This window comes from Motilibacter deserti (assembly GCF_011250635.1).
Taxonomy (GTDB): domain Bacteria; phylum Actinomycetota; class Actinomycetes; order Motilibacterales; family Motilibacteraceae; genus Motilibacter_A; species Motilibacter_A deserti.
The window spans coordinates 1-21751 of record NZ_JAANNP010000026.1 but is presented as its reverse complement, the minus strand read 5'-3'; the positions used below and the strand labels follow the sequence as shown (position 1 = coordinate 21751).

General features: G+C 73.4%; 17 protein-coding genes, 1 tRNA gene and 1 pseudogene. 6 read left to right on the top strand and 13 right to left on the bottom strand.

Features of this window, described 5'->3' with window-relative positions; all coding sequences use genetic code 11:
• From G9H71_RS16430 to G9H71_RS16420, 3 genes and pseudogenes are all read right to left on the bottom strand, one after another.
• Nucleotides 1-314: pseudogene (locus tag G9H71_RS16430) on the bottom strand (alpha/beta hydrolase); the annotation flags it as partial.
• 161 nt (nucleotides 315-475) lie between these two features.
• Entirely contained in the window at nucleotides 476-1264 is a 789-nt protein-coding gene (locus tag G9H71_RS16425; protein WP_166283709.1) for an SDR family oxidoreductase, read from the bottom strand.
• Nucleotides 1265-1305: 41 nt separating this feature from the next.
• The gene (locus G9H71_RS16420) at nucleotides 1306-1665 is read right to left on the bottom strand and encodes a nuclear transport factor 2 family protein (protein WP_166283707.1); all 360 of its coding nucleotides are present in this window, start codon (nucleotides 1663-1665) and stop codon (nucleotides 1306-1308) included.
• A gap of 78 nt (nucleotides 1666-1743) precedes the next feature.
• On the opposite strand from G9H71_RS16420, the gene G9H71_RS16415 reads away from it, so the two are divergent.
• Nucleotides 1744-2538, top strand: coding sequence for a MerR family transcriptional regulator (locus G9H71_RS16415; RefSeq protein ID WP_166283705.1), 795 nt, complete (start codon nucleotides 1744-1746; stop codon nucleotides 2536-2538).
• Between the two features lie 912 nt (nucleotides 2539-3450).
• Here the strand turns inward: G9H71_RS16415 and fae are convergent.
• A complete protein-coding gene (gene fae / locus G9H71_RS16410; RefSeq protein ID WP_166283703.1) occupies nucleotides 3451-3948 on the bottom strand; it encodes a formaldehyde-activating enzyme in 498 nt (165 codons plus the stop codon).
• 109 nt (nucleotides 3949-4057) lie between these two features.
• A complete protein-coding gene (locus tag G9H71_RS16405; protein WP_331273058.1) occupies nucleotides 4058-4621 on the bottom strand; it encodes a CGNR zinc finger domain-containing protein in 564 nt (187 codons plus the stop codon).
• Nucleotides 4622-4820: 199 nt separating this feature from the next.
• On the opposite strand from G9H71_RS16405, the gene G9H71_RS16400 reads away from it, so the two are divergent.
• Complete coding sequence (locus G9H71_RS16400) at nucleotides 4821-5585, top strand: SDR family NAD(P)-dependent oxidoreductase (RefSeq protein ID WP_166283701.1); 765 nt, start codon at nucleotides 4821-4823, stop codon at nucleotides 5583-5585.
• Nucleotides 5586-5933: 348 nt separating this feature from the next.
• On the opposite strand, the gene G9H71_RS16395 is transcribed toward G9H71_RS16400, so the two are convergent.
• The 5 genes from G9H71_RS16395 to G9H71_RS16375 form a co-directional block, all read right to left on the bottom strand.
• Complete coding sequence (locus G9H71_RS16395) at nucleotides 5934-6605, bottom strand: DUF6518 family protein (protein ID WP_196792183.1); 672 nt, start codon at nucleotides 6603-6605, stop codon at nucleotides 5934-5936.
• A 405-nt stretch (nucleotides 6606-7010) separates the two neighbouring features.
• Complete coding sequence (locus tag G9H71_RS16390) at nucleotides 7011-8273, bottom strand: DUF4032 domain-containing protein (protein ID WP_166283699.1); 1263 nt, start codon at nucleotides 8271-8273, stop codon at nucleotides 7011-7013.
• A gap of 84 nt (nucleotides 8274-8357) precedes the next feature.
• Nucleotides 8358-9464: an ABC transporter ATP-binding protein gene (locus tag G9H71_RS16385; RefSeq protein WP_166283697.1), complete on the bottom strand. Its 1107-nt coding sequence runs from the start codon at nucleotides 9462-9464 to the stop codon at nucleotides 8358-8360.
• Nucleotides 9465-9738: 274 nt separating this feature from the next.
• Entirely contained in the window at nucleotides 9739-10035 is a 297-nt protein-coding gene (locus tag G9H71_RS16380; RefSeq protein ID WP_166283695.1) for a WXG100 family type VII secretion target, read from the bottom strand.
• 126 nt (nucleotides 10036-10161) lie between these two features.
• Complete coding sequence (locus G9H71_RS16375) at nucleotides 10162-14505, bottom strand: FtsK/SpoIIIE domain-containing protein (protein WP_166283693.1); 4344 nt, start codon at nucleotides 14503-14505, stop codon at nucleotides 10162-10164.
• Between the two features lie 40 nt (nucleotides 14506-14545).
• Between G9H71_RS16375 and G9H71_RS25225 the strand changes: the two genes are divergently transcribed.
• From G9H71_RS25225 to G9H71_RS16360, 3 genes are all read left to right on the top strand, one after another.
• Nucleotides 14546-15349 (top strand): SURF1 family protein, encoded by an 804-nt coding sequence (locus tag G9H71_RS25225; protein WP_166283691.1) that lies wholly within the window; start codon nucleotides 14546-14548, stop codon nucleotides 15347-15349.
• Nucleotides 15346-15657, top strand: coding sequence for a DUF3817 domain-containing protein (locus G9H71_RS16365; RefSeq protein WP_166283689.1), 312 nt, complete (start codon nucleotides 15346-15348; stop codon nucleotides 15655-15657). The genes G9H71_RS25225 and G9H71_RS16365 overlap by 4 nt, the downstream gene beginning before the upstream one ends.
• A gap of 31 nt (nucleotides 15658-15688) precedes the next feature.
• Nucleotides 15689-15762 (top strand) — tRNA-Thr (locus G9H71_RS16360).
• A gap of 153 nt (nucleotides 15763-15915) precedes the next feature.
• Here the strand turns inward: G9H71_RS16360 and G9H71_RS16355 are convergent.
• The 3 genes from G9H71_RS16355 to G9H71_RS25220 form a co-directional block, all read right to left on the bottom strand.
• A complete protein-coding gene (locus tag G9H71_RS16355; RefSeq protein ID WP_331273057.1) occupies nucleotides 15916-17505 on the bottom strand; it encodes a peptide ABC transporter substrate-binding protein in 1590 nt (529 codons plus the stop codon).
• A 241-nt stretch (nucleotides 17506-17746) separates the two neighbouring features.
• Nucleotides 17747-18889: a TIGR03557 family F420-dependent LLM class oxidoreductase gene (locus tag G9H71_RS16350; protein WP_166283685.1), complete on the bottom strand. Its 1143-nt coding sequence runs from the start codon at nucleotides 18887-18889 to the stop codon at nucleotides 17747-17749.
• A gap of 109 nt (nucleotides 18890-18998) precedes the next feature.
• Complete coding sequence (locus tag G9H71_RS25220) at nucleotides 18999-20804, bottom strand: ABC transporter ATP-binding protein (RefSeq protein ID WP_166283683.1); 1806 nt, start codon at nucleotides 20802-20804, stop codon at nucleotides 18999-19001.
• A 39-nt stretch (nucleotides 20805-20843) separates the two neighbouring features.
• Between G9H71_RS25220 and G9H71_RS16340 the strand changes: the two genes are divergently transcribed.
• A complete protein-coding gene (locus tag G9H71_RS16340; protein WP_166283681.1) occupies nucleotides 20844-21611 on the top strand; it encodes a TIGR04222 domain-containing membrane protein in 768 nt (255 codons plus the stop codon).
• Nucleotides 21612-21751: the final 140 nt, after the last annotated feature.

Here is a 21751-nt window from a genome sequence, read left to right as displayed (position 1 = left end):
GCCGCGCCCAGCGGCTCGGCCAGGTCCAGCACCTCCGGGAGGCCGAACCGGTTGTCACCGACGATCATCCCGCCACCGTGGATGAAGTAGATGGCCGGAATCGGCGTGCGCACGTATCGCGGGAGGCAGGTGAGCAGCGCAACGTCCGGATCTCCGTGCCGACCGGGTACGGTCCGCTCGCGTACGTGATAGGCGCCGTCGCGCGACAGGACCGAATCCGTCGGGGTCGGGACGCCGGGGACGGGCTGGCGCATTTCCACAATGGTGTCCGGGCGGTACGCGTCCGGGGGGCGGATGCTGGTCAGCGCGTCCACGACGGGAGCGAGCTCGGGGTCGAAGGGTGGCGGCGGTCCGACCGGCTGTGCGGTGGACGGCTCGGTGACGCTCCTCGCCATGGTCTTCCTCGTCCTCTGCGGGTCTTCGGGAAGTGGGGACGGGGCGACGACGACGGTCTCGACGCCGCCCCGTCGTCGGCTCAGACGGTCGGGACCGTGCCGCCGTCGATGACGTACTCGGCGCCCACGATGGCCGATGCGCGGTCGGACACGAGGAACCCGACCAGGTCGGCGATCTCCTCGGGCTGCGCGAAACGTCCCAGCGGGACCCCGCCGAGGGAGTCGAAGATGGTCTGCTTGGCGGCCTCGCGGGTGAGCCCGTTGCCCTCGGCGATCCGGGCGACGAACCGCTCGTAGGCCTCGGTCTCGATCCCGCCGGGGCTGATGGCGTTGACCCGCACGCCGCGGGGTGCGAGCTCGTTGGCCAGGCCCTTGCTGTACGTGCGCAGCGCCGCCTTCGCCGCCGCGTACGCCAGGGACGCGTCATGCTGCGGCAGTTCTCGCTGGATCGAGGTGAAGTGCAGCACCACGCCCGATCCCGTCTCCACCATCGCCGGCAGCAGCGCCCGGTCCAGGCGCACGGCGCCCAGGAAGTTCAGGCTGATCTCGGTCAGCCACTGCTCCTCTGTGATGACCGCGAAGCCGCCGGCCGGCGTCGAGGTGCCCCCGACGACGTGCACGAGGACGTCGAGCGCACCGACGGCCTCCGCGATGCGGTCCGCCACGAGCTGCGCGCCCTCGGCGGTCGACGTGTCGGCCGCGATGAACCGGTCGGGATGGTCGTACCCGTCGGGCATCGTCCGGGCCGTGGTCCACACGTCCGCACCCATATCCCGCAGGCGGGCGACGACGGCCCTGCCCGTCCCCTTCGACCCCCCGGTGACGAGCGCGCGGCGGCCGTCTAGGCGGTCACGATCCTTGCTGGACATACCTTCTCTTCCTTCGACGGTTCGGGTGGTTCCGGACGTGCTCAGGCGGTGTGGTTGGCGATGACGAGCTCGGTGATGAGGTCGCCGCGGAGGGTGAAGCGGTAGTCCAGGTCGGCGACGCCGCCCGGGAAGGTGCCCTCGATGCGCAGAGTCACCACCCAGTGCTCGTCGTCGACGCGGCGGGCGCTGATCTGCTCGGTCGTGTACTCGAACTCGGCGCCTGCGTCGCGCACGAACGCGTACACCTCGTCGCGGCCCCTGAAGGTCTCGCTCTGGTCGACGACCACGACGTCCTCGGCGAGGAACGAGGAGGCCGTGTCGGCGTCGTGGACGGTGCTCGCCGCGAGGAAGTCGCGGACAGTGGTCGGGAGGGCGTCGGACCGGAGGTCGGTGTGTGTCATGTCGCCACCGTGCGGCCTCGTCGCGAGGGAGGGTCAAGCGTTGGACCCTCCCCCGGGGGGAGCCTCCACACTGGCGGGGTGCTGACCATCGGGGAGTTCTCGCGTCTGACCCATCTGAGCGTGCGGACCCTGCGCCGCTACCACGAGGGACAGCTACTCGAGCCGGCAGTGGTGGACGGGGCCACGGGCTACCGCTACTACTCCCTCCAGCAGATCCCGATCGCGCAGGTCATCAACCGCCTGCGCGAGCTCGACGTCCCGCTGAGCGACGTGCAGCGCATCCTGCGGACACCGGACCCCGAGGGCCGCTCGGCGTTGGTCGCGGAGCACCTCCAGCGCCTGGAGGACCAGCTGGACCGCACCCGCGCCGCGGTCACCGCACTGCGCCGCCTGCTCCGGCCCGAACCAGCGCCGATCGTGGTCGAGCTGCGCGCCGAACCCGCCCGTACGGTCGCGGCGGTGGAGGCTGTGATCGGCGAGGGCGACGTGGAGTCCTGGTTCGCCGGCGCGATGGCCGAGCTGGAGGCGGCGGTGGGTGACGGCGTGAGCGGACCGCCGGGGGGCACCTACGACAACGCGCTGTTCGAGGAGGGCCGCGGCCGCGCGCTGGTCTACCTGCCGACCGCGTCCCCGCCGCGCACCGGGCGGGTGCACGCTGTGACCCTCCCGGCCGTGGAGCTGGCGGTGACCACTCACCTCGGCGAGCACGACGGCGTCGAGGTCACCTACGGCCAGCTGGGCACGTGGGTCGTGGAGAACGCCATGGCGGTGGCGGGCCCGGTGCGGGAGGTCTACCGCGTCGGGCCGCGGGAGGACAGCGATCCAGCCGCCTGGCGCACGGAGATCGGGTGGCCGGTGTTCCGCGTGACATGAAGGACCCGGCGCCCCGAAGGGGCGAGCGTGGGGAGACGGGAGCTTCGAGTGGTCGATCATCGGTCGAGCAGCACCTGCCGCGCAAGGGCAGGGAAACCAGGGCCTGTGGCAGCGGCAAGCGCGCTGCCACGGCACGGCGATCCCAGGGGCAGGCCGACCCGGTGTTCTCCGGCGACGGCACGGAGCCGTGGGGCCTGGAGCACCTCGGACGGCCACCTCGGAGGAACCGACGTCGAGCAGGTCGAGGCGTGGGTGGGTGGATCTGGTCGAGCTCGTCCAGGACGAGGACGTCCGTCAGCAGCGTGCGGCGGATGGCCGAGCACCAGGCGTCGGAGCAAGCAGCCGGCGACGGGACCGGGCTGCACCACGACCTGACGGAGTACGTCCGAACGACGGTCGAGAAGGTTCTCGCTGCCGGGATCCGCTCTACGTCGGCTGCCGCAGCTCTCCTCCTCGACGACTTGGTGGACCGCTACGCGGCTTCCTTCGGCACGACCGACCCCTCGGAGTACCGCCAGTCACTGCAACGCCGACTCGAGGTCGCGGACGGCCCGCGCGCGGAGTGCGCCGTGCAGTTGCTCGACACGCTCAACGGCTGGCCCGGCGGCTCCGCCCCTCGCACCCGTGTTCGCCGGGTTCCGACAAGCCTTGCAGCAGCCCGGCACAGCAGGCCGCGCGGTGCCGTGGCCGGCCCTGCGGTCGAGGTGATAGCGCGCCACCCCGGCAGCAGGAGAGCCTTTGATATCGCTTTGAGAAGCGACTCGTGCCACAGCCTCGTCTCCATGGGCGAGGTCGATCGACACCTGGAACCTGCGCGGCGACCCCTCGGCGGTATGTCCGTGTACTCCGGCGATCTGCGTGGGCAGCGTCGGGGGCGGTTGGAGAAGGCCCTAGTGCAGGCTTGGCCCCGGCTCAGTCGCCGGCTGTGTTCAGGCCGTTGGTGACGTGGCTGCTGGCGGTGCGCACCTGTTCGAGGGTGGGCCGCCCGGCAATCGCGTTGCGCAGCGCGGCTGCGGTGGCGGCTCGGTTGTTGCGGTAGACGGCGTCAGCGTCATGCGCTCGGGGGTTGACCCAGACCGAGGCGATGAGGACATCGGTATCGCACCGCTCGGCAGTAATGGTCCCGTCAGCGACGGCGTCGGCTACGCCGACGGCGACCCCGGCTTGGGCCGGTCCCCACGTGAGGCTCTGGTGCAGGTCGCTGTGCGGGGTCGCCTTCGTCACGAAGAGCGTGAACGGTTTGACGGCGACCGATGGTGCGAGCACGGCGATGAAGGGCGAATGTCCAACGGTCGGGGTGGCCAGGGCGGTGGCCCAGGCCACCCCGACCGGGCCGCTCCTGGGGCCGAGGACGGTGTTGACGTGCGCGGCGTTCAGGTCGTCGCCGTGAGCGCTCTCGCCGATGAGCACGAAGGCCTCCTGGTGGGTCTGGTCGAAGGGCCGTGGGGGCCGGTTCCGAACCTTGCCGTATGAGCCACGGGACGCAGCCACCCCACTACGGCGGTGATCGGATCCAGAGCTAGTTGAGTGGGTCCGCAGGGCCGGTGTCGGGATCGGACGGGTTGGGCGGCTCTGGGGACGCTCGTCGGCGGTTGCGGGAGGCGCGCAGGTTCATGGTGTTGCCGCAGGTCTTCATGTCGTGCCAGACCCGGCTGCTGTTGCGTGACAGGTCGTAGAAGGCGGCACCGCAGGCCGGGTTGGCGCAGGTCTTGAGCCGGGCCAGGCTGCCGGTATGCGAGGCGAGCAGCGTCTCGAGCAGGACCAACGAAACGACAGCGCCCCCGCCGCGGCCGCGAGGCGTATGGCTCAGCTGGCCGCCGTCGAGCGAGACGCTCGCCTCGAGCGTCAACTCGCGCGCGTCGTCGTGATTGCCGGCCAGCCACTGGCGGAGGCGGTTGCGCAGCTCGCGAAGCGCGGGCAGGTCCCTGCCCGACACCGTGACCGTGGGCGGCGTGCGTACGGCCTGCTTGCCCCATGCGCCCAGCGACAGGTCGATCCAGCTCTGCGCCGCACGCTCGTCGTCGAGCAGGTCGGGCAGCGCGGCAGCCGCCATCGCGCTGGTGTTGAGCAGGTCCTGCACCACGCACAGGCCTCCGGGGGCGGGCGCGATCAGCAACCGCTCGGTGCTGCCGCTTGTGCTGTCCACACGAGGAGCCTAGCCGATCGAGTGACATCAGCGTAGAGCTGACGGTCCAGTCGTCCTGACAGGAGTTAAACGTGTACGGTGCTGTCAGCGGTTTGATTCCACCCGCTTCTGATCGCGCATCCACCGGAGGTAGAACATGAGCGCTTCGTCGAGCAGCGGTACGACCGCCCTGGTTACCGGGGCGAGCGGCGGCATCGGGGCGGCCACCGCCCTGTCGCTGGCTGCGGAAGGCATGAACGTGGCTCTCGTGGCCCGGCGCAAGGACCGCCTGGACGAGCTCGCGGAGCGGATCCGGAGCGAGGGCGGCAACGCCCTGGCCATCGAGGCCGACATCACCGACCAGCTGCAGGCTGCGGGTGCCGTCGCCCAGGCGGTGAAGGCGTACGGCCGCTTGGACGTCCTGGTCAACAACGCCGGGGTCATGCTCCTCGGCCCGGTAGAGAGCGCGCCGGTCGAGGAGTGGGACCGGATGCTCGCGATCAACGTGCAGGGCCTGCTCTACACCACGCACGCCGCCCTGCCGCACCTGCTCGCGGCCGCCGCCGGAGCCCGCGGAACCGCCGATATCGTCAACATCAGCTCGCTGGCGGGCCGCGCGCCCATCGGCGGGTCGGCCGTCTACAGCCTCACCAAGCACGGCATCGGGGCCTTCAGCGAGGCCCTACGGCAAGAGGTCAGCGGGCGGCACGTCCGTGTCTCGCTGATCGAGCCCGGCCCGGTGGCCACCGAGCTGTTCACCCACATCCGGCCCGAGGTCCTCGCCGCCAGCGCGGAGGCCTTCGCCGACGCCACTCTGCTGCACGCCGAGGACATCGCCGATGCCATCCGCTACGTCGTCACCCGCCCGGCACGAGTGGTCATGAGCGAGCTGCTGATCCGCCCTGACGCCAGTCAGTGGTAGCCGACGAAGTAGCGGCCTCACCTTGAGCACGGCATCGGGCGGCTGGCCGTAGGTCCGAACACCGGCAGAGCGGACGCGGGGTCGGTGGCATGAGCGCAAGACTGCCCGTTCTCGTGTCGCGGGCCGACAGGCTTGCGCGACGTGCGGGTCGGTTGTTCGCGTCGGCGACAGGGCGCCGGATCACGTCTGCCTCGTTCACGTGCCTGGAAGTCCCTGGGGCGGCTTGCAGGTGTGCTGCTGGCGTTCGGAGATGACGGGCTTGAGCAAGGCAGCTCCGGCGTGCGCGCGGGGATGGTCCGGGGGGCTGATCGGGACGTGCTGGGGCTGGGCCAGGGTGTCCGCTTACCTTTAGACCCTCCCGAGTGACTCGTAGGCCATGACGAAAGCGCCTGCGAGGACGCACGTCCCGATGACCGTGAGGGTGGCCCATAGCGCTTCGCGGATGCGGCGGACCAGCATCGCAACGACCAGTGCGAGCGAAGCCGCACCGATCAGCGCCCAGTAGACGGGGCTGGTCGTGTCAGCGACGGTGGTGAGCCCGAAGGCGGCCTCTCCGAGACCGATGCCCGCCAGCAGAGACGTGCCCATCGCGGCCTGCCACGGGTGCGCTGCCCGCAACCAGCTCGTGGCGATCCCCACGAAGGGACCGACCACGACTCCCACCAGCGCGAACTTCGTGGGGTCGTAGAACAGACCCTGCAACTGCGCTGCGACCGAGTACCCGATGGTCAACAGAACGAAGCTCGTCGCGCCCAGCAGCGCCGCGACCGCCGCCCGGGCCTGGACCACGATCAGCAGGAGCGCCGTGACGAGCGTCCAGCCGGACGCGGAGTTCGCGAACGACGTCAGGGAGTCGGGCAGCAGGCCCTGGAGGAAGAAAGTGGCGGCGCCGAGAAGGAAGCTCGCCACCGCGACCACTGCGGGGCGCGCCCATGTCCTCCTCCACGTGGGGCCGCCACCGGGAGCGCTGGGATCGACGCCCGAGGTGCTGGTGGAAAGGAGGCGCAGAGCGTTCGGCATGCCTCCATCCTCGGCGGGCCAAGGCGCTCGGGTAAGAGCCGCAGGCGCACGCGGTACCTGAGTACCAGCAGGTCGGTACCCGAAGCGTGTTCGTGGAGCTCGGGCGCTGGGTTGTGCCGCCCCCCGCCTGTCTCGCGCTCACATCGGCGCTACGTGGGCTGATCCACCGTCCACCGATCGGCCTGTCCGTGAACCCGACAAGTCCGCCTATGACCCGTCGCCCGGCATCAGTTGGTCCAGGCCGGCTGCCACAGCAGCCACGTCCTCCGATCGACCAGCAGAAAGCACCATTGGCCCAAGACGCGACCCGTTCCACGCCGAGCGCGACGACAACACACGGCCACTGGGGCGGCCGAGCTGGCCCAGAGGCAGTGCCGGCCGCCACCGGGGAGCAGCACGACGTACTCAGTCCTCGGCCTCGGCCCCGACCGCCGGCTCGAGCAGCGAGCTGAAGTCGTCGCCGATCTCCATGACCGCCAGCTCGTCGCGCTTGGCGGGCAGCACCTCGCGAATGTAGGAGTCGAGCGCGCGGTCGAGGCCGACGTCGCGGCGGGCCTTCTCCGACAGGAACCAGCGGTGCTCGAGCACCTCGTGGAAGACCTGGGCCGGCTCGAGCTTGCCGCGCAGGTCCGGCGGGATGCCCTGCACGACGGGCTCGTAGACGTCGAGCAGCCACTCGTGGGCGACGATCTCCTCGGACTCGCCCTGTCGGTCGCACTCGACGGCGTACTGGTCGAGGTCGTTGAGGAGCCGGCGGGCCTGGTTCTCCTCCACGTCGAGGCCGGTCAGGCGCAGCAGCCGGCGGCTGTGGTGGCCGGCGTCCACGACCTTGGGCTGGATGTGGACCGTGGCGCCGTCGAAGTCGGTGACGATCTGCAGCTCGCCGACGTCGAAGCCGAGCTCGTTGAGCCGCTCGACGCGCTGGTTGATCCGGTAGCGCTCGTCGAAGTCGACGGTCTGCTCGCCGGTCAGCTCGTCCCAGAGCCGCATGTAGCGGCGCTCGATGGCGTTGCCGAGGTGGACGACGTCGACGTCCTCGTCGACGAGGCCGCCGGCCTGCAGGTCCATCAGCTCGCCGATGATGTTGACCCGCGCGGTCTCGATGTCCATCTCGCGCTGGCCGCGGCTGAGGGTGTCGTGCAGCTCGCCGGTCTCCGCGTCGACGAGGTACGCCGCGAAGGCGCCGGCGTCACGGCGGAAGAGCGTGTTGGACAGCGAGCAGTCGCCCCAGTAGAGCCCGGCCAGGTGCAGCCGCACGAACAGCGCGGTCAGCGCGTCGAGCAGGCGGTTGCCGGTGTCGGGCCGCAGCGTCTGGGAGAAGACGGCGCGGTAGGGCAGCGAGAACTGCAGGTGCTTGGTGACGAGGGCGGCCATCAGCTCCTCGCCGTCGTCGCCGACGCGGCCACCGACGACCCCGACCGGCTCCACGCTGGGGACGTCGAGGCGCTGCAGGTCGCGCAGCAGGCGGTACTCCCGCTCGGCGAAGCGCTCGGTGACCTCCTTGACGGCATACACCGTGCCGTCGAGCCGCACGAAGCGGACGACGTGCCGGGAGATGCCGCGGGGGAGGGGGACGAGCAGGCTCTCCGGCCACTCCTCGAGCGGCGTCGACCAGGGCAGGTCGAGCAGGAGCTGGGCGTCGCGGACGGCCGTGATCTGGAGGGCCACGGGTCCATTGTGCGCGTAGCCGCAAGAAGCGGACGGGGCCGCCCCGGCAGCTGCCGGGACGGCCCCGTCGGGAGGTGCGGCGACTCAGAAGTCGATGCGGTTGCCCGAGGAGACCTGGAACAGGTGCTCCTCGTTCTCCTTGATGCGGACGAAGACCTGGGCGCCCTTCTCGGGGACCGAGCGCGGCTCGACCCGGACGATGACGTCCGTGCGGCCCGTGGACTGGCCCTGCGCGTCGACGAAGCTGCAGTAGGCGTGGGCCTCGGCGCCGAGCTCCTCGACCACGTTGACCATGACCGGGAAGGCGCCCGGCGTGCCCTGCGCGACGACGTCGACGGCCTCGGGGCGGTAGCCGACCGTGACCTCGCGCTCGCCCCGCAGTTGCTCCAGGGCGACGCGCGGCAGCGGCAGGATCGCGCCGTGGCCGAGGTCGGCGCCGTCGGCCGTGACCGGGAACTGCGTGAGGTTCATGGCGGGGGAGCCGATGAAGCCCGCGACGAAGACGTTGGCCGGCTTCTCGTACATGTGGCGCGGGGTGTCGACCTGCTGCAGGAGGCCGTCCTTGAGGACCGCGACCCGGTCGCCCATCGTCATGGCCTCGACCTGGTCGTGCGTGACGTAGACGGTCGTGACGCCGAGGCGGCGCTGCAGCGAGGCGATCTGCGTGCGGGTCTGGACGCGGAGCTTGGCGTCGAGGTTCGACAGCGGCTCGTCCATGAGGAAGACCTGCGGCTGGCGGACGATCGCGCGGCCCATGGCGACGCGCTGGCGCTGGCCGCCGGAGAGCGCCTTCGGCTTGCGGTCGAGGTACTGCTCGAGGTCGAGCAGCTTGGCCGCCTCCTTGACGCGGGCGGCGCGCTCCTCCTTGCCTACGCCGGCGATCTTGAGCGCGAAGCCCATGTTCTCCGCGACCGACATGTGCGGGTAGAGCGCGTAGTTCTGGAACACCATCGCGATGTCCCGGTCCTTCGGCGGCAGGTCGGTGACGTCCTTGTTGCCCACGAAGATGTTGCCGGAGTTGACCTCTTCGAGGCCGGCCAGCATGCGCAGCGAGGTGGACTTGCCGCAGCCGGACGGGCCGACGAGGACGAGGAACTCGCCGTCGCCGATCTCGAGGTCGAGCTGGTTGACCGCAGGCTTCTCCTGGCCCGGGTAGACCCGGGTGGCCTTGCGGAAGGAAACGGGCGCCATGGTGCGTCCTCTCACCGGCAGGAACGTGCCGGACGATCCGAGTGAGTGGCGGGGCGCGGGCGGGGACCGCTCGCGCTGAGCGAAGCGTACGAGCCTTGTGGACCTTGTGCCCAGGGGGAGGGCGGATAGATCCACCGGAGAAACCCGATCGGACCGCCCGGAACCACCGCGGCCCGTGGCCGTGAACCACATCGACCCGTCCGAACTACAGCCGCCCCACCCGGGGCCGGGGCGCCCGTCCCGCTCCCCGGCCCCCGCACCTGCGTGCGCCCGCTCAGCGCGCCAGCGCTGCCGCCAGCTCGCGGTCGGCCTGCTGGAACGTGGTGGCGGCGACGTCGAGGTAGCCGCCCATCCCCTCGAGCCCGGCGACGACCTTCGTCACGCCGGTGTTGAACTCGGCGTAGGCCCCGGAGAAGGCCTTGCTCGAGCTGTCGGTGACGTAGCCGGCGGCGACCAGGGCGTCGACCTGCTTCTTGAGCGAGGAGAGCGTCGCCTCGATGTCCGACTGCCCCTTGCGCAGCTGCTTGGCCGCGGTCTGCATGTCCTGATACGTGACGTTGACGTTCGCCATGTCCGTGCCTCCTCCTGTGCGGCCCCCGCCCGGGTGGGAGGGCGTCCCGCGTTCGACGAGCGCGATCCTGGCGCCCGGGGCGGGGCTCCTGCCGCCGTTGTCCACAGGCCTGACGCAGCCCCGCCGTCACTCCAGAGGCACCCGCAGGGTCAGCAGCTCCCCGTCGCCCAGCTGGGCCAGCGCCCGCCCGGGCTGCACCGGGCCGCCGACCAGGCCGCGCGGGAGGCGTACGCCGATCAGGTCGCCGTCCGCGAGGCCTTGCGGGGACAGCAGCACGCCGCGGCGGGACTTGCGCAGCTCCACCTGCCACCCGCTGAACCCCGCGAAGGCCTCGTCCGCCGTGCCGGCGGCCACGACGCCCGGCCCGCCGTCACCCGCGCCCTGCACCGCGGCCAGCAACGTCTCGCGAGCCGGGCAGTCGCGCAGCAGCTCGGCGTCGTCGACCAGCAGGACGCCGCCGGCTCCGAGCCGGATGAGGGCAGCGCCCAGCTCCGCGGCCTCGAGCGCCGCGGACGGCAGGACCGCGACCACGCCGGGCTGCCCCGCAAGGCTGCGCAGCGGGGACGCCCGCGGCGCGGCCACGACGAGCCGCGAGCCGGCGGCCAGCAGCGAGCGGGCCATCGCGAGCAGCACCGTCGAGCGGCCCGACCGCGGCGGCCCGGCGACCAGGAAGCAGCCGCCCCCGGCGGTCAGGTCCGGCCCGTGCGCGGCGAGCGCGTTGCCGCCGACGCCGACCATCGCCCAGCGCGCGGGCAGTGGGCTCGGCCGCAGGTCCCACGCCGCGTCGAAGGAGACCCGGGCGGGCAGCGCGTCCACCCGGGGTACCCGGCGGTGCGCCGGCACGGCCGCGTCGCGCAGGGCCAGCCTGGCGCCCAGCCGCTCCAGCGCCGCGGCCTGGTCACGCCCCGAGAGCGCGCCGTCGAGCAGCGCGATCTGCACCGAGCCGGCGGCGTCGGCCCGCAGCGCCCGCCCCGGCGACAGCCCGTCCGGGGGGACCGACCGCGCGGGCACGCCGCCGAGCGCGTAGTCCGCGGTGTCCGCCAGCCGCAGCAGCAGCTTGTCCTCGCTCGCGGCCCCGACCCGGCCGAGCAGCAGCGAGCGGTCCCCGGCGGCGACCACGTGCACCCCGGCGCTCGCACCCTCGCGCAGTAGCGCCGTGACCTCTTCCACCAGCCGCCCCCCGTCGGCCTCGCCCAGCGCCGCGACGAATCCCTCCCACCGGTCGAGCAGCAGCACGACGTGCGGCAGCCGCCGGTCCGCCGGCTCGGCGAGCCGCTGCTCGGCCACGTCCGCATAGCCCCCGGCCGCGAGCGCGTCCTGGCGGCGGCGTACCTCCGCCGACAGGTGGGCCAGGAGCCGGCCGGCCCGCTCGGGCTCCGTGCGACCCACCACCGCCCCGCAGTGCGGCAGCGCCGTGAGCCCCTGGAGCCCGCCGCCTCCGCAGTCGAGCGCGTAGAGGTGCACGTCCGAGGAGGGGTACGCCGTGGCGAGCGCCGCCGCGAGCGTCCGCAGCGCGGTCGACCGCCCGCTGCGCGGCGCCCCGACGACGAACAGGTGCCCGAACGCGGCCAGGTCCACGACGGCCGGCAGCTGGGCCTGCTCGGCGGGCAGGTCGACGAGGCCGTACGCCGCGGCCCCCTCGGCGGCGATTTCGGCGAGGTCGGCGAGCGCGAGCGTGGCGGGCAGGGGCGGGAGCCAGGGGCGGCGCGGCGGTGGGCAGCCGTCCGCGTCGGCCGCAGCGCGGACGGCGTCGACGAAAGCCGAGAGGTCCGTGACGGGGGACGCCGGCCCCGCGGCTGCCGGCCGGGCGGGCAGCGGGCGGGCGAGCGCGGCCACGCTGATCGGCACCGCCCACGGCTCCGGCTCGGGCTCGGAACCGGCTGGGGGCGCCGGCCCGCCGACGCGGGCGGCCTGGAACGGCACGAGCGAGGCGTGCCCGAGCCGGGCGTACGCGCGCCCCGGCAGCTGGCGCGGGATGCGGCCGGCGTCGGGGGCGTCGATGACGTCGCTGCTCTCGGCGCCGTCGGTCATGCGCAGCGCGATGCGTACGTTCGTGTTGGCCCGGATCTCCGGCGACACCGCGCCGGACGGCCGCTGGGTCGCCATGACCAGTGAGATGCCCAGCGAGCGCCCGCGCTGGGCGATGTCGACGAGCCCGGTGACGAAGTCCGGCAGCTCGCGGACGAGCGAGGCGAACTCGTCGATGACGATGAGCAGCCGGGGGAGCGGCTCTCCAGCGGTTCCGTTCCGAGAACGGAGGTAGGCGTCGACGTCCTTCGCCCCGGCGGCGGCCAGCAGGTGCTCGCGCCGGGCGAGCTCGGCGCGCAGCGAGGCCAGGGCGCGCTCCACGAGCGCGCCGTCGAGGTCGGTCACCATCCCGACGGTGTGCGGCAGGGCCGCGCAGTCGGCGAAGGCCGCGCCGCCCTTGTAGTCGACGAGCACGAACGCCACCCGGTCCGGCGGGTACGACGCGGCGAGCGTGGCGACCAGCGTCTGCAGCAGCTCGGACTTGCCGGCCCCGGTCGTCCCCGCGACGAGGGCGTGCGGCCCGTCGCGGCCGACGTCGAGCGCAAACGGGCCGTCGACCGACTCGCCGAGGACCGCGAGCAGCCGGCCGTCCGCCCGCGCCCAGCGCCGGCGTACGCCCTCGGCCGTCGGGACCGAAAGCCCGACCACGTCGAGCAGCCGGCTGGCCGCGGGCAGCTGCGCCTCCTCCCCGTCACCCCCGCCTGCGCGCAGCGGGGCGAGCCCGCGGGCCGCCTCCTCGCACCAGCCGGCCGCGACGAGGTCGGGCAGCACGGCCTCCGTCTTTGGCCCCTGGTGCTCGGCGACCCGGACAAGGCCGTCCGGGTCTGGCGACACCACCGCGCGGCACTCCGCGGGCAGCAGCCGTTCCTCCGGCTCGACACAGAGGACGTGCACCCGCACGCCTGGCCCCTCGCGCAGCACCTGGACGAGCCCCGGCAGCGTGCGCAGCCTTCGCGCCCCGTCGACGACCACGAGCACCGCCGGCTCGCCGAGCGCCTGCGCGGCCGCGAGCGGCTCGCGCGCCGCGGACCGGCGGGCGACCAGAGCGGCGAGCTCGGCCAGCCGCCGGGCCGCGTCCTCGTCCTCGAACGCGAGCAGGGCGGCGCAGTCCTGCCCTGCGGCCGGGCGGCAGTGGGGGAGCCAGCGCGCCCACTCCCACTCCGGCGCGCTGTCGCGCCCGCCGAGGACGACGACCTGCAGGTCGGCGGGCGCATGGAGCACGGCGGCCTGCAGGAGGAGCCAGCGCGCCAGCGGGCGCGCGGCCGGCCCGGCGACCCCGAGCACACCGAGCCGGGCCAGCGGCACGCCGACGGGGACGTCCGGAAGCGGCAGCGGAACCCGGCGGCGGTGCTCCTCGCGGTCCGGGTCCTCGAGCGTCACGTCGGCCGCCACGTCGGCGCAGCCGACCCGCAGTGACAGGAAGTCGGGATCGTCCCGCCGGCGCTCCCAGAGCCCGCGGCCCGGCCCGGTCGCCGTCGCCCGCACGGTGACCGGCCCCGGGAGCGCGTGCCGACGCGCGTCCCGCTCGACAAGCGCGGCGCCCCGGGCGTCGGCCTCGATCGCAGCCTTCCGCTCCGCGTGCTCGCGCAGCAGCGCCCGGTGCGACCGCCGGCCCGAGCGCCGGTCCGCGACCGCGCCCGCGATCAGCGACACCGGGCTGAGCAGGCCGAACAGCAGGTATCCCGCGCTGCCGGTCGCCCAGGCCAGCACGCCGGAGAGCGCGAGCGGCAGCAGCGCCATCAGCAGCGGCAGCGGCCGGCGGGGCGGCTCGGCGGGCGTCGAGGGCAGCCGGTACGCCGTGCTCGCGCCCGACGCCAGCAGCCGCGGCGGGCGGCTGACCTCGAGCCCGCCGTCCGCGGCCGGGTGCACGACGGCGTCGGCGGCGGCCGGCGGGCCGACCGTGAGCAGGCACTGCCCGGCCCGGAGCAGCGCCCCGGGCGGCCACGGCAGCGGCTCGTCGCAGAGCGGCACGCCGTCCAGCCGGCCCGTGCCGCGGACGGTGCAGGTCTCGTCGTCGGCGACGTCCACCTCGAGAGCGTCGCCCTCGAGACCGTCCACCTCGAGAGACCCGACGTCGAGAGCGCCGAGCCGGACCCCTGCCCCCGCGCCGAGCCGCGTCCGCCCCAGGGGGAGCGGCACCACCGTCCCCGCGCCCGCCCCGCCGACGACCTGCAGCTCGACACTGACGGGCTCGGCCGGCCACTCGGCGGGCGCGTCGAGCCCCACGACCGCGCCGTCACGCAGCGGCGACCCGGCGAACGGCTCGCCCCGGCCCAGCGGCTCCCCCCGGACGTACGCGGTGACACGCCCGCCGCCCTGCGGCCGCAGCCGGGCCACGAGCAGGTCCACGACGGCTCCGACGGGGGTCCGCGCCGGGGCGTCCACGAGGACGTCCCGGCGCTGCCGGGTGGCGGGGTCGACGACGGTGAGGGTGACGCGCACCGCACAAGATCCTGCCCGAGTCGCAGGTAGCGTTTCGGTCGTGAGCCGGCGGCTGTGGACAACGAGCGCGCTGCCCCTGCACGTCCTCCTCGTGGCCGTCCTCGTCGTCTTCGGCTGGCTCGGCTGGTGGCAGCTCGAGCGCTTCCAGGACAAGGCGCGCGGATCGGTCGTGGTCCGCGACGACCCGGCCGTGCCGCTGTCCGCGCTGGCCGGGCCGAGCGAGGAAGAGGTGTCCGCCGACGCGCTCGGGCGGCTCGTCACGGTGGAGGGGGAGTACCTCCCGGGCGACCAGCTGCTGCTGCCGGACCGCGAGCTGCAGGGCCGGAAGGGCTACTGGCTGCTCGCCCCGCTGCAGACCGGCGGCTCCGACGGCCCGGTCGTGCCGGTCGTGCGCGGCTGGGTCGACAGCACCGACGCTCCGGCGGCCGCGGTGCCCACGGGGCCGGTCACGCTCACCGGCCGGGTGCAGCCCGCGGAGCCGGTCGACGACGTCAACGACGAGGGGCTGCCCGCGGGCCAGGCGCTCGCCGCGAGCCCCGTCGAGCTGCTCGCGGCCGTGCCGGGCCCGATCTACAACCTGCTCGTCGTGGCCGCCGCCGAGGACCCGCGGCCCGCGGTCGCGCCCGCCCCCGTCGAGCTCTGGGTGCACCGACCGGGTGGCGGCTTCCCGCTGCAGAACTTCGCCTACGCGATCCAGTGGTGGGTGTTCGCCGCCTTCGCCGCCTTCATGTGGTGGCGCTTCCTCCCCGAGGACGACCGCTCCTCGCGTCCGGGGGCCAACGCCCCCGCTGGCCATCCCACCGCCGGCAGCGAGCCGGCCGAACCGCTGAGGACCCGTTCGTGAGCCCTGCACTGAAGCGCTACCGCGTGATGGCCTACATCGTCGGCGTCATGCTGCTGATCCTGGTGCTCGTCGCCATGCCGATCCGCTACATCTGGGGGCACCCGGAGTTCTCGGAGACGTTCTCGCCGATCCACGGCGCCTGCTACATCGTCTACCTGATCGTCGCGTTCGACCTCGGCATGAAGGCGCGCTGGTCCAAGCCGCGCATCCTGGCCGTGCTGCTGGCCGGGGCGGTCCCGTTCCTGTCGTTCGTCGTCGAGCGCCGGGTCACCCGCGACGCCGAGGCCGCCATCCGCGCGGGCGCCTGACGCCGGGCCCGGGTCGGTACCCTCGTCGCGCGCCCCTGTAGCTCAGTTGGTCAGAGCAACCGCCTTGTAAGCGGTAGGTCGTCGGTTCGAATCCGACCGGGGGCTCTTCCCGTCTCCGCTCATGGTGGCGTCCCCGCCTGTCGGGTCGGTCACGTATCCGCGCCTGGCGGTATCACCAAGCCACGCCCGGCGTCCGTCTACGCGCAGGCCCCCACGCCGACGAGCAGGGCGTGGGGGCCTGTCCAGCGGGCCGAGCGGCTACTGCGTGACGGAAAGCGCGATCTTGTCGATGCGCTCGAACGTGTCCACGTGCAGCCCCGCGACGCGCTCGGAGCGCAGCGTCGCGGTGGTCCCGAAGAACAGCGGCACCACGGGCACGTCCTGCGCGACCCGGTCCTCGGCCGCCTGCCAGTCCGGGATCGCCGCCTCCTGGTCCGGCTCGCCGCGGCCCTTGGCCAGCAGCGAGTCGACCTGGTCGTTGGCGTAGCCGTAGAGGTTGCTCGAGCCGCTGCTGCTGTAGAGCGAGCTCAGGAAGTTCTCCAGCGTCGGCCAGTCCATGGAGTACGCCATGCGGAACGGGCCGAACGGCTGCTCGGCCGCCGAGGCGCGCATGAGCCGCTCGACGAGGACGCTGAAGTCCGGCACCGCCGTCGCGATGCACTGCACGTCGAGGTTGGCCGAGACCTGGTTGCACAGCGCCTCGACCCACTCCTTGTGCGGGCCGTCGGCGTTGTAGGTCACCGTGATCTCGTCCAGCCCGCCGGCCTCGGACAGCAGCTCCTTGGCCTGCACCGGGTCGTACGTGCACGTCTCGCCGCAGCTGCCCTTGCGATAGCCCGGGACGGTCGGCCCGACGTACGCGTCGGCGGGCACGCGCGTGCCGTGGAAGACCACGTCGCTGAGCTGCTGACGGTCGATCGCCATCGACAGCGCCCGGCGGACACGGACGTCGCGCAGCTCCGGGTCGGCGCTCGGCAGCCCCAGGTAGGCGAAGTACGACGACGGGAAGGTCGCGTAGCGGTCGCCGAACTCGTCAGGGGCGGAGGCCAGCTGGGCGGCCGGCAGAGCCGTCATGACGTCGACGGTGCCGGAGAGCAGGTCGTTGTACGCCGTGTCCATCGAGGCGTACAGGCGGAAGTCGATGCCCTGCAGCTTCGGCTTCGTCCCCTTGTAGGCGTCCCACCGGTCGACGGCGATGAGCTCGTTGTGCTGCCAGCTGCCCTTCATGCGGAAGGGGCCGTTGCCGATGGGGGCGTCGTCGTAGGCCTTCGGGTCCTCGAGGGCCTTCGCGGGCAGCGGGAGGAACGCGGCGTACCCGAGCTGGGTCTCGAAGCTGTTGTCCGGCTGGGAGAGCGTGACGGTGAAGGTGCCGTCGTCGACGACCTTGAGACCCGACATCGCCGTGGCCGGACCGGGCGACCCGTCCTCGGTGGGGGCGACCTCGTCGAAGCCCTCGATGAGGGAGTAGTAGTCGCTGTTGGCCTGCCCGCTGCTGGCGCCGTAGTTCCAGGCGTCGACGAACGACGAGGCCGTCACCGGGGTGCCGTCGTGGAACGTCCACCCGGGGGTGAGGGTGATCGTCCACTGCTTGCGGTCCTGCGTCGTGATCGACGTCGCGAGCCCCGTCGGCTTCGCGTTGCCGGACGCGTCGTAGTCGACGAGGCCGGTGAAGAGCGCATCGACGATCTCCTGTCCGGCGGACTCCGCGACGTTCGGCGGCGTCAGCGACGCGGGCTCGATCAGCGCGATCGCGGCCCGGCCGCCGTCCTCGGGCGCCTGCGCGTCGTCGTCGTCCCCGCCGCCGCACCCGGCGACGACCGCCGCCAGGGCCACGGCGCCGGCGACCACCCGGGCGCGGGTGCTCGGGCGGTCCCTCCACCGGAGTCGCATTGCCGACCTGCCTCTCTCGTCGTCGTCCGCACAGTCCCTCGAAAGCGCCCCCGTCCCCCGTTCTGCCCACCGAGCGTAACGAGTTGACTCCCCTTCGTGGAGCGGGCTGCGCCGCCCCGGCCCTCCCATCGGCTCGTGGTGCTTCCTCCTGAGCGAGGCAGGCAGAGGCGACGAGCCGACGGGAGGCGGGCTTGCGTCGTCAGACGCGCAGCTCGGGCAGGACAGAGCGGCCGTAGAAGTCGATGACGGCCGCCTGGTTCCGCTGCCCGGAATGCACGAACGGCGTCGCGCCCAGGTCGAGCAGCTTCTGCACGGCGGCGATGTGGTCCTCCGGGTCGCCCGTCTTCGGCCAGGAGCCGTAGACCTGCGGCAGCGGCCACCACGAGTTGGCCTTCTGCTGGATCGACAGCGGGTCCGGGTCGTACAGCAGAGCCGGATCCCACGGGTCCACCGTGAACCTCCAGCGCTTGGCGGCGTACTCCAGCCCCGGGCCGTCGCCCACGTTGACGAAGAGCTCGACGTACTTCGGCATCGCGTCCGGGTCCTTGCCCGCCGCCTGCGCCCCCCGGGCGAAGGCGTCGCGGAGCTCGGGCTTCTGGATGTCGGCGGCGCTGCAGATCCAGCCGTCGCCGTAGAAGCCGGCGTTGTAGGCGCTCTTCGGCCCGCTCGCGGCCATGTAGATCGGCACGGGCCGCTCCGGGACGTCGTAGAGCTGGAACCGGTCGACGGCGTAGTAGGCGCCGGACCAGGTGACGCGCTCGCCCTGCCAGAGCCTTCGGATGAGCTGGACGGCCTCGACCAGGCGGGCGGCGCGCTCGGCGTACGGGCCGAACTGGCCGGTACCGGCCTTCTCGTTGAGCGCCTCCCCGGTGCCGACGCCGAGGAACACCCGCCCGGGCGCGAGGATGCCGAGCGACGCCCAGGCCTGGGCGACCTCGCTCGGGTGGTGGCGGTAGATCGGGCAGGTCACGCCGGGCCCGAACGTCGCCCGCGTCGTGGCCTGGCTGATCAGCGCCTGCGTCATCCAGGGGTGCATCGAGTGGCCCTGCACGTCCTGCCACGGCTGCAGGTGGTCGCTCGTCCACAGCAGGCCGAAGCCCGCCGTTTCCGCGCGCGACGCCCACTGCACCAGTGCCTGCGTCTGGAACTGCTCGTGGGAGAGCACGAACCCGACGGGCACGGACCGGGCCGCGCGCGGCGGGGCGGGCGCCGACTCCGCAGCCTCCGCAGACCGGGGCAGGGCCAGCGCCCCCGCCGCGGCGGCGGCGCCGGTGAGCAGGCCGCGCCGGGACACGGACGCGGGAGCGTCGGGCGGCGGGACGGACGTGACGGGCTCGCTCATGCTGGCCTCCGGGCCGTCGGGCGGGCGGTTCCTGCGCCCGCTGCTGCGGCGTTGCCCGTTTTCCGCCCCGCTTGCACCCCCGCATCGAGCAGATGTCGCGAGGCGACCGCTACCGGTGCGCCGGCCCGGCGACGGCGGACCCCGTCTGCACCGCCCACAGCTGGGCGTAGATCCCACCCGCCGCCACGAGCTCGTCGTGCGTGCCGGACTCGGCGACCCGCCCCTCAGAGAGGACCCAGATGCGGTGCGCGTCGCGCACGGTCGAGAGCCGGTGGGCGACGACGAGCGCGGTCCGGGAGGCGGTGACGACGGCGAGCGAGCGCTGGATCGCGGCCTCGGTCTCGTTGTCCACGGCGGACGTCGCTTCGTCGAGCACGAGCAGGGCCGGGTCGCGCAGGATGGCGCGGGCGAGGGCGATGCGCTGGCGCTGCCCGCCGGACAGGGTGAGCCCGCGCTCGCCGACGACGGTCGCGTAGCCCTCCGGCAGCGCGCTGATGAAGCCGTGGGCCTCGGCGAGCCGGGCCGCCTGCTCGACCTCGGCGTCGGAGGCCTCGGGCCGGCCGTAGGCCAGGTTGTCGCGGACCGTGCCGTGGAAGAGGAAGACGTCCTGGCTGACGTAGCCGATGGCGCCGCGCAGCGACTCCCACGTCAGGTCGCGCACGTCGACGCCGTCGAGCAGCACCTGTCCCGCGCGCGGGTCGGAGAACCGGAGCACGAGCCGGAGCAGGCTGGACTTGCCGGCGCCGGTCGACCCGACGACGGCGTGCGTCTCGCCTGCGGGCACGACCAGGTCCACGCCGCGCAGGACGTCCGGGCCGTCGTCGTAGCCGAAGCGCACCCCGCGCAGCTCGAGCCCGCCTCGCACGGGCGCCGGCAGCCGGCGCGTCCCGTCGACCCCGTGCGGCTCCTCGTCGAGCAGCGCGAAGATCCGCCGCGTGGACGCCATGGCGCGCTGGTAGAGGTCGAGCGTCTGCCCGAGGTCGGTCAGCGGCCAGAGCAGCCGCTGGGTGAGGAAGACGAGCACCGAGTAGAGACCGACCTCGAGCCGTCCCTCGAACACGAACCACCCGCCGAGCAGCAGGGTCGAGGTGAAGCCGGCGAGGATGGCCATGCGGATCAGCGGGACGAACGCCGACGACGACGCGATCGCCCTTCGGTTGGCGACCCGGTAGTCGTCGGAGACCCGCTCCACGCGCGCGGTCTCCCGCTCCTCGGCGGTGAACGCCTTGATCGTCGTCAGGCCGCCGAGGTTGGTGGCCAGCGTGGCGCTGACCTCGCCGGCCGTCTCGCGCACGGCGGCGTACAACGGCTCGAGCCGGCGCTGGAACCGGATCGAGCCGAGCACGATGACCGGGACGGGCAGGAAGGCCAGCAGCGTCAGCTGCCACGAGGTGACGGCGAAGACCGCGCCCACGAGCACGACGGTCCAGGCCGTGTGCAGGATCGTGCGCGCCCCGACGTCGAGGAAGCGCTCGAGCTGGTTGACGTCGTCGCTGAGGACGGAGAGCACCTTGCCCGTCGAGGTCCGCTCGTGCCAGGCCACGTCCAGCCGCTGCACCGTGGAGTACGCCTCGACCCGCAGGTCGTGCTCCACCGTCTGCGCCAGCCCCCGCCAGAGCAGCGAGGCGACGTAGTCCGACAGCGACTCGAGGATCCACACGAGCGCGTTCAGCGCGGCGATGACCACGAGCTGGGCGAACCGGCCGTCGACCCCCAGGGTCGACCCCACGAACGAGTCGTCGCCCCGCACCACGACGTCGACGGCCGCGCCGAGCAGGATCTCGGGGGCGACGTCCATCGCCGTGTTGACGCTGGTGCAGGCGATCGCCGCGACCACGCGTCGGCGGTAGCGGCGGTGGTGCCGCCAGAGCGCGCCGAGCGGGCTGCGGGCGGAGGGCGGCGGTGCTGAGGTCACACCGGAAATGGTCGCAGGGGCACGAGCACGTCCGGCGCGGTGGCCGATCCGGCGGTTCGTGTATCAACACGCCGGGCCGCGTGGGACCGTCAGGCAAGGCGGCAGCGCGCCGGTGCGCGGCCGCACGGTCCCGGGGAGGGCCAGATGGGTGACGTGGGGCAGCTCGACCTGTACGACGTGGCCTTCCTCGCGGGCGGGCCGCGGCGCCTGACCGAGACCGCCGTGACGGCGCTGCTGCTGCGCGGTGACGTGCGGGCCCGGACCTCCGGCGAGCTCGACGTGGTGCAGCACGCGCCCCGGCACGAGGTGGAGCGCATGGTGCTCGACGTGCTGGCGCGCCCAGCGTCGCGCCGGGTCGACGAGCTCTGGTGGGAGGTCGCCGCGGACCCGCGGGCCGAGCACCGGGTGGAGCGGCTCGTACGCGCCGGCCTGCTGCGCGGCGGGGTCGTCCGGGTGCTCGGGCCGCGGTCGGGGATGGCCGTCAGCGGAGCCGGCCGACGTGCATTGCAAATGGCAGCTTCGGCTTCGGTGAACAGCAATGCCGACATTGCCGCCGACACCTGGGCCGTGGCGCTCGTCGGCCCGGGCGGCATGGCCGACGGCGAGCTGCGGGACGCGGTCTTCGGCCGGGTGCGCCGGACGGGGCGGTCGAGGCGGACGGGCGACGGGGCGGCGGTGTCCGGCTGGGGTGTCTGGGGCTACGGCGGCTCGGGCGGGAGCAGCTGCAGTGGCGGAAGCAGCTGTGGGGGCGGCAGCAGCTGCGGAGGTGGCGGTGGGGGCGGCGGCGGGTGCGGGGGAGGCAGCTGACGTGGCCGGCACGGCGACGGGCCACCCCGCGCTCGGCATCGGCATCGGCTGGCGGTCGGAGATCGACCTGACCGTCGCGCGGATGCCCGGCGTCGACTTCGTCGAGGCGGTGGCCGAGAACCTCCATCTGCACGCGCTGC

What these genes read in the sequence shown, in the direction of transcription:
- G9H71_RS16425 (WP_166283709.1), bottom strand. Translation starts at nt 1,264, where the DNA reads ATGTCCAGCAAGGATCGTGACCGCCTAGACGGCCGCCGCGCGCTCGTC.
- G9H71_RS16420 (WP_166283707.1), bottom strand. Translation starts at nt 1,665, where the DNA reads ATGACACACACCGACCTCCGGTCCGACGCCCTCCCGACCACTGTCCGC.
- G9H71_RS16400 (WP_166283701.1), top strand. Translation starts at nt 4,821, where the DNA reads ATGAGCGCTTCGTCGAGCAGCGGTACGACCGCCCTGGTTACCGGGGCG.
- G9H71_RS16395 (WP_196792183.1), bottom strand. Translation starts at nt 6,605, where the DNA reads ATGCCGAACGCTCTGCGCCTCCTTTCCACCAGCACCTCGGGCGTCGAT.
- G9H71_RS16385 (WP_166283697.1), bottom strand. Translation starts at nt 9,464, where the DNA reads ATGGCGCCCGTTTCCTTCCGCAAGGCCACCCGGGTCTACCCGGGCCAG.
- G9H71_RS16380 (WP_166283695.1), bottom strand. Translation starts at nt 10,035, where the DNA reads ATGGCGAACGTCAACGTCACGTATCAGGACATGCAGACCGCGGCCAAG.
- G9H71_RS16350 (WP_166283685.1), bottom strand. Translation starts at nt 18,889, where the DNA reads ATGAGCGAGCCCGTCACGTCCGTCCCGCCGCCCGACGCTCCCGCGTCC.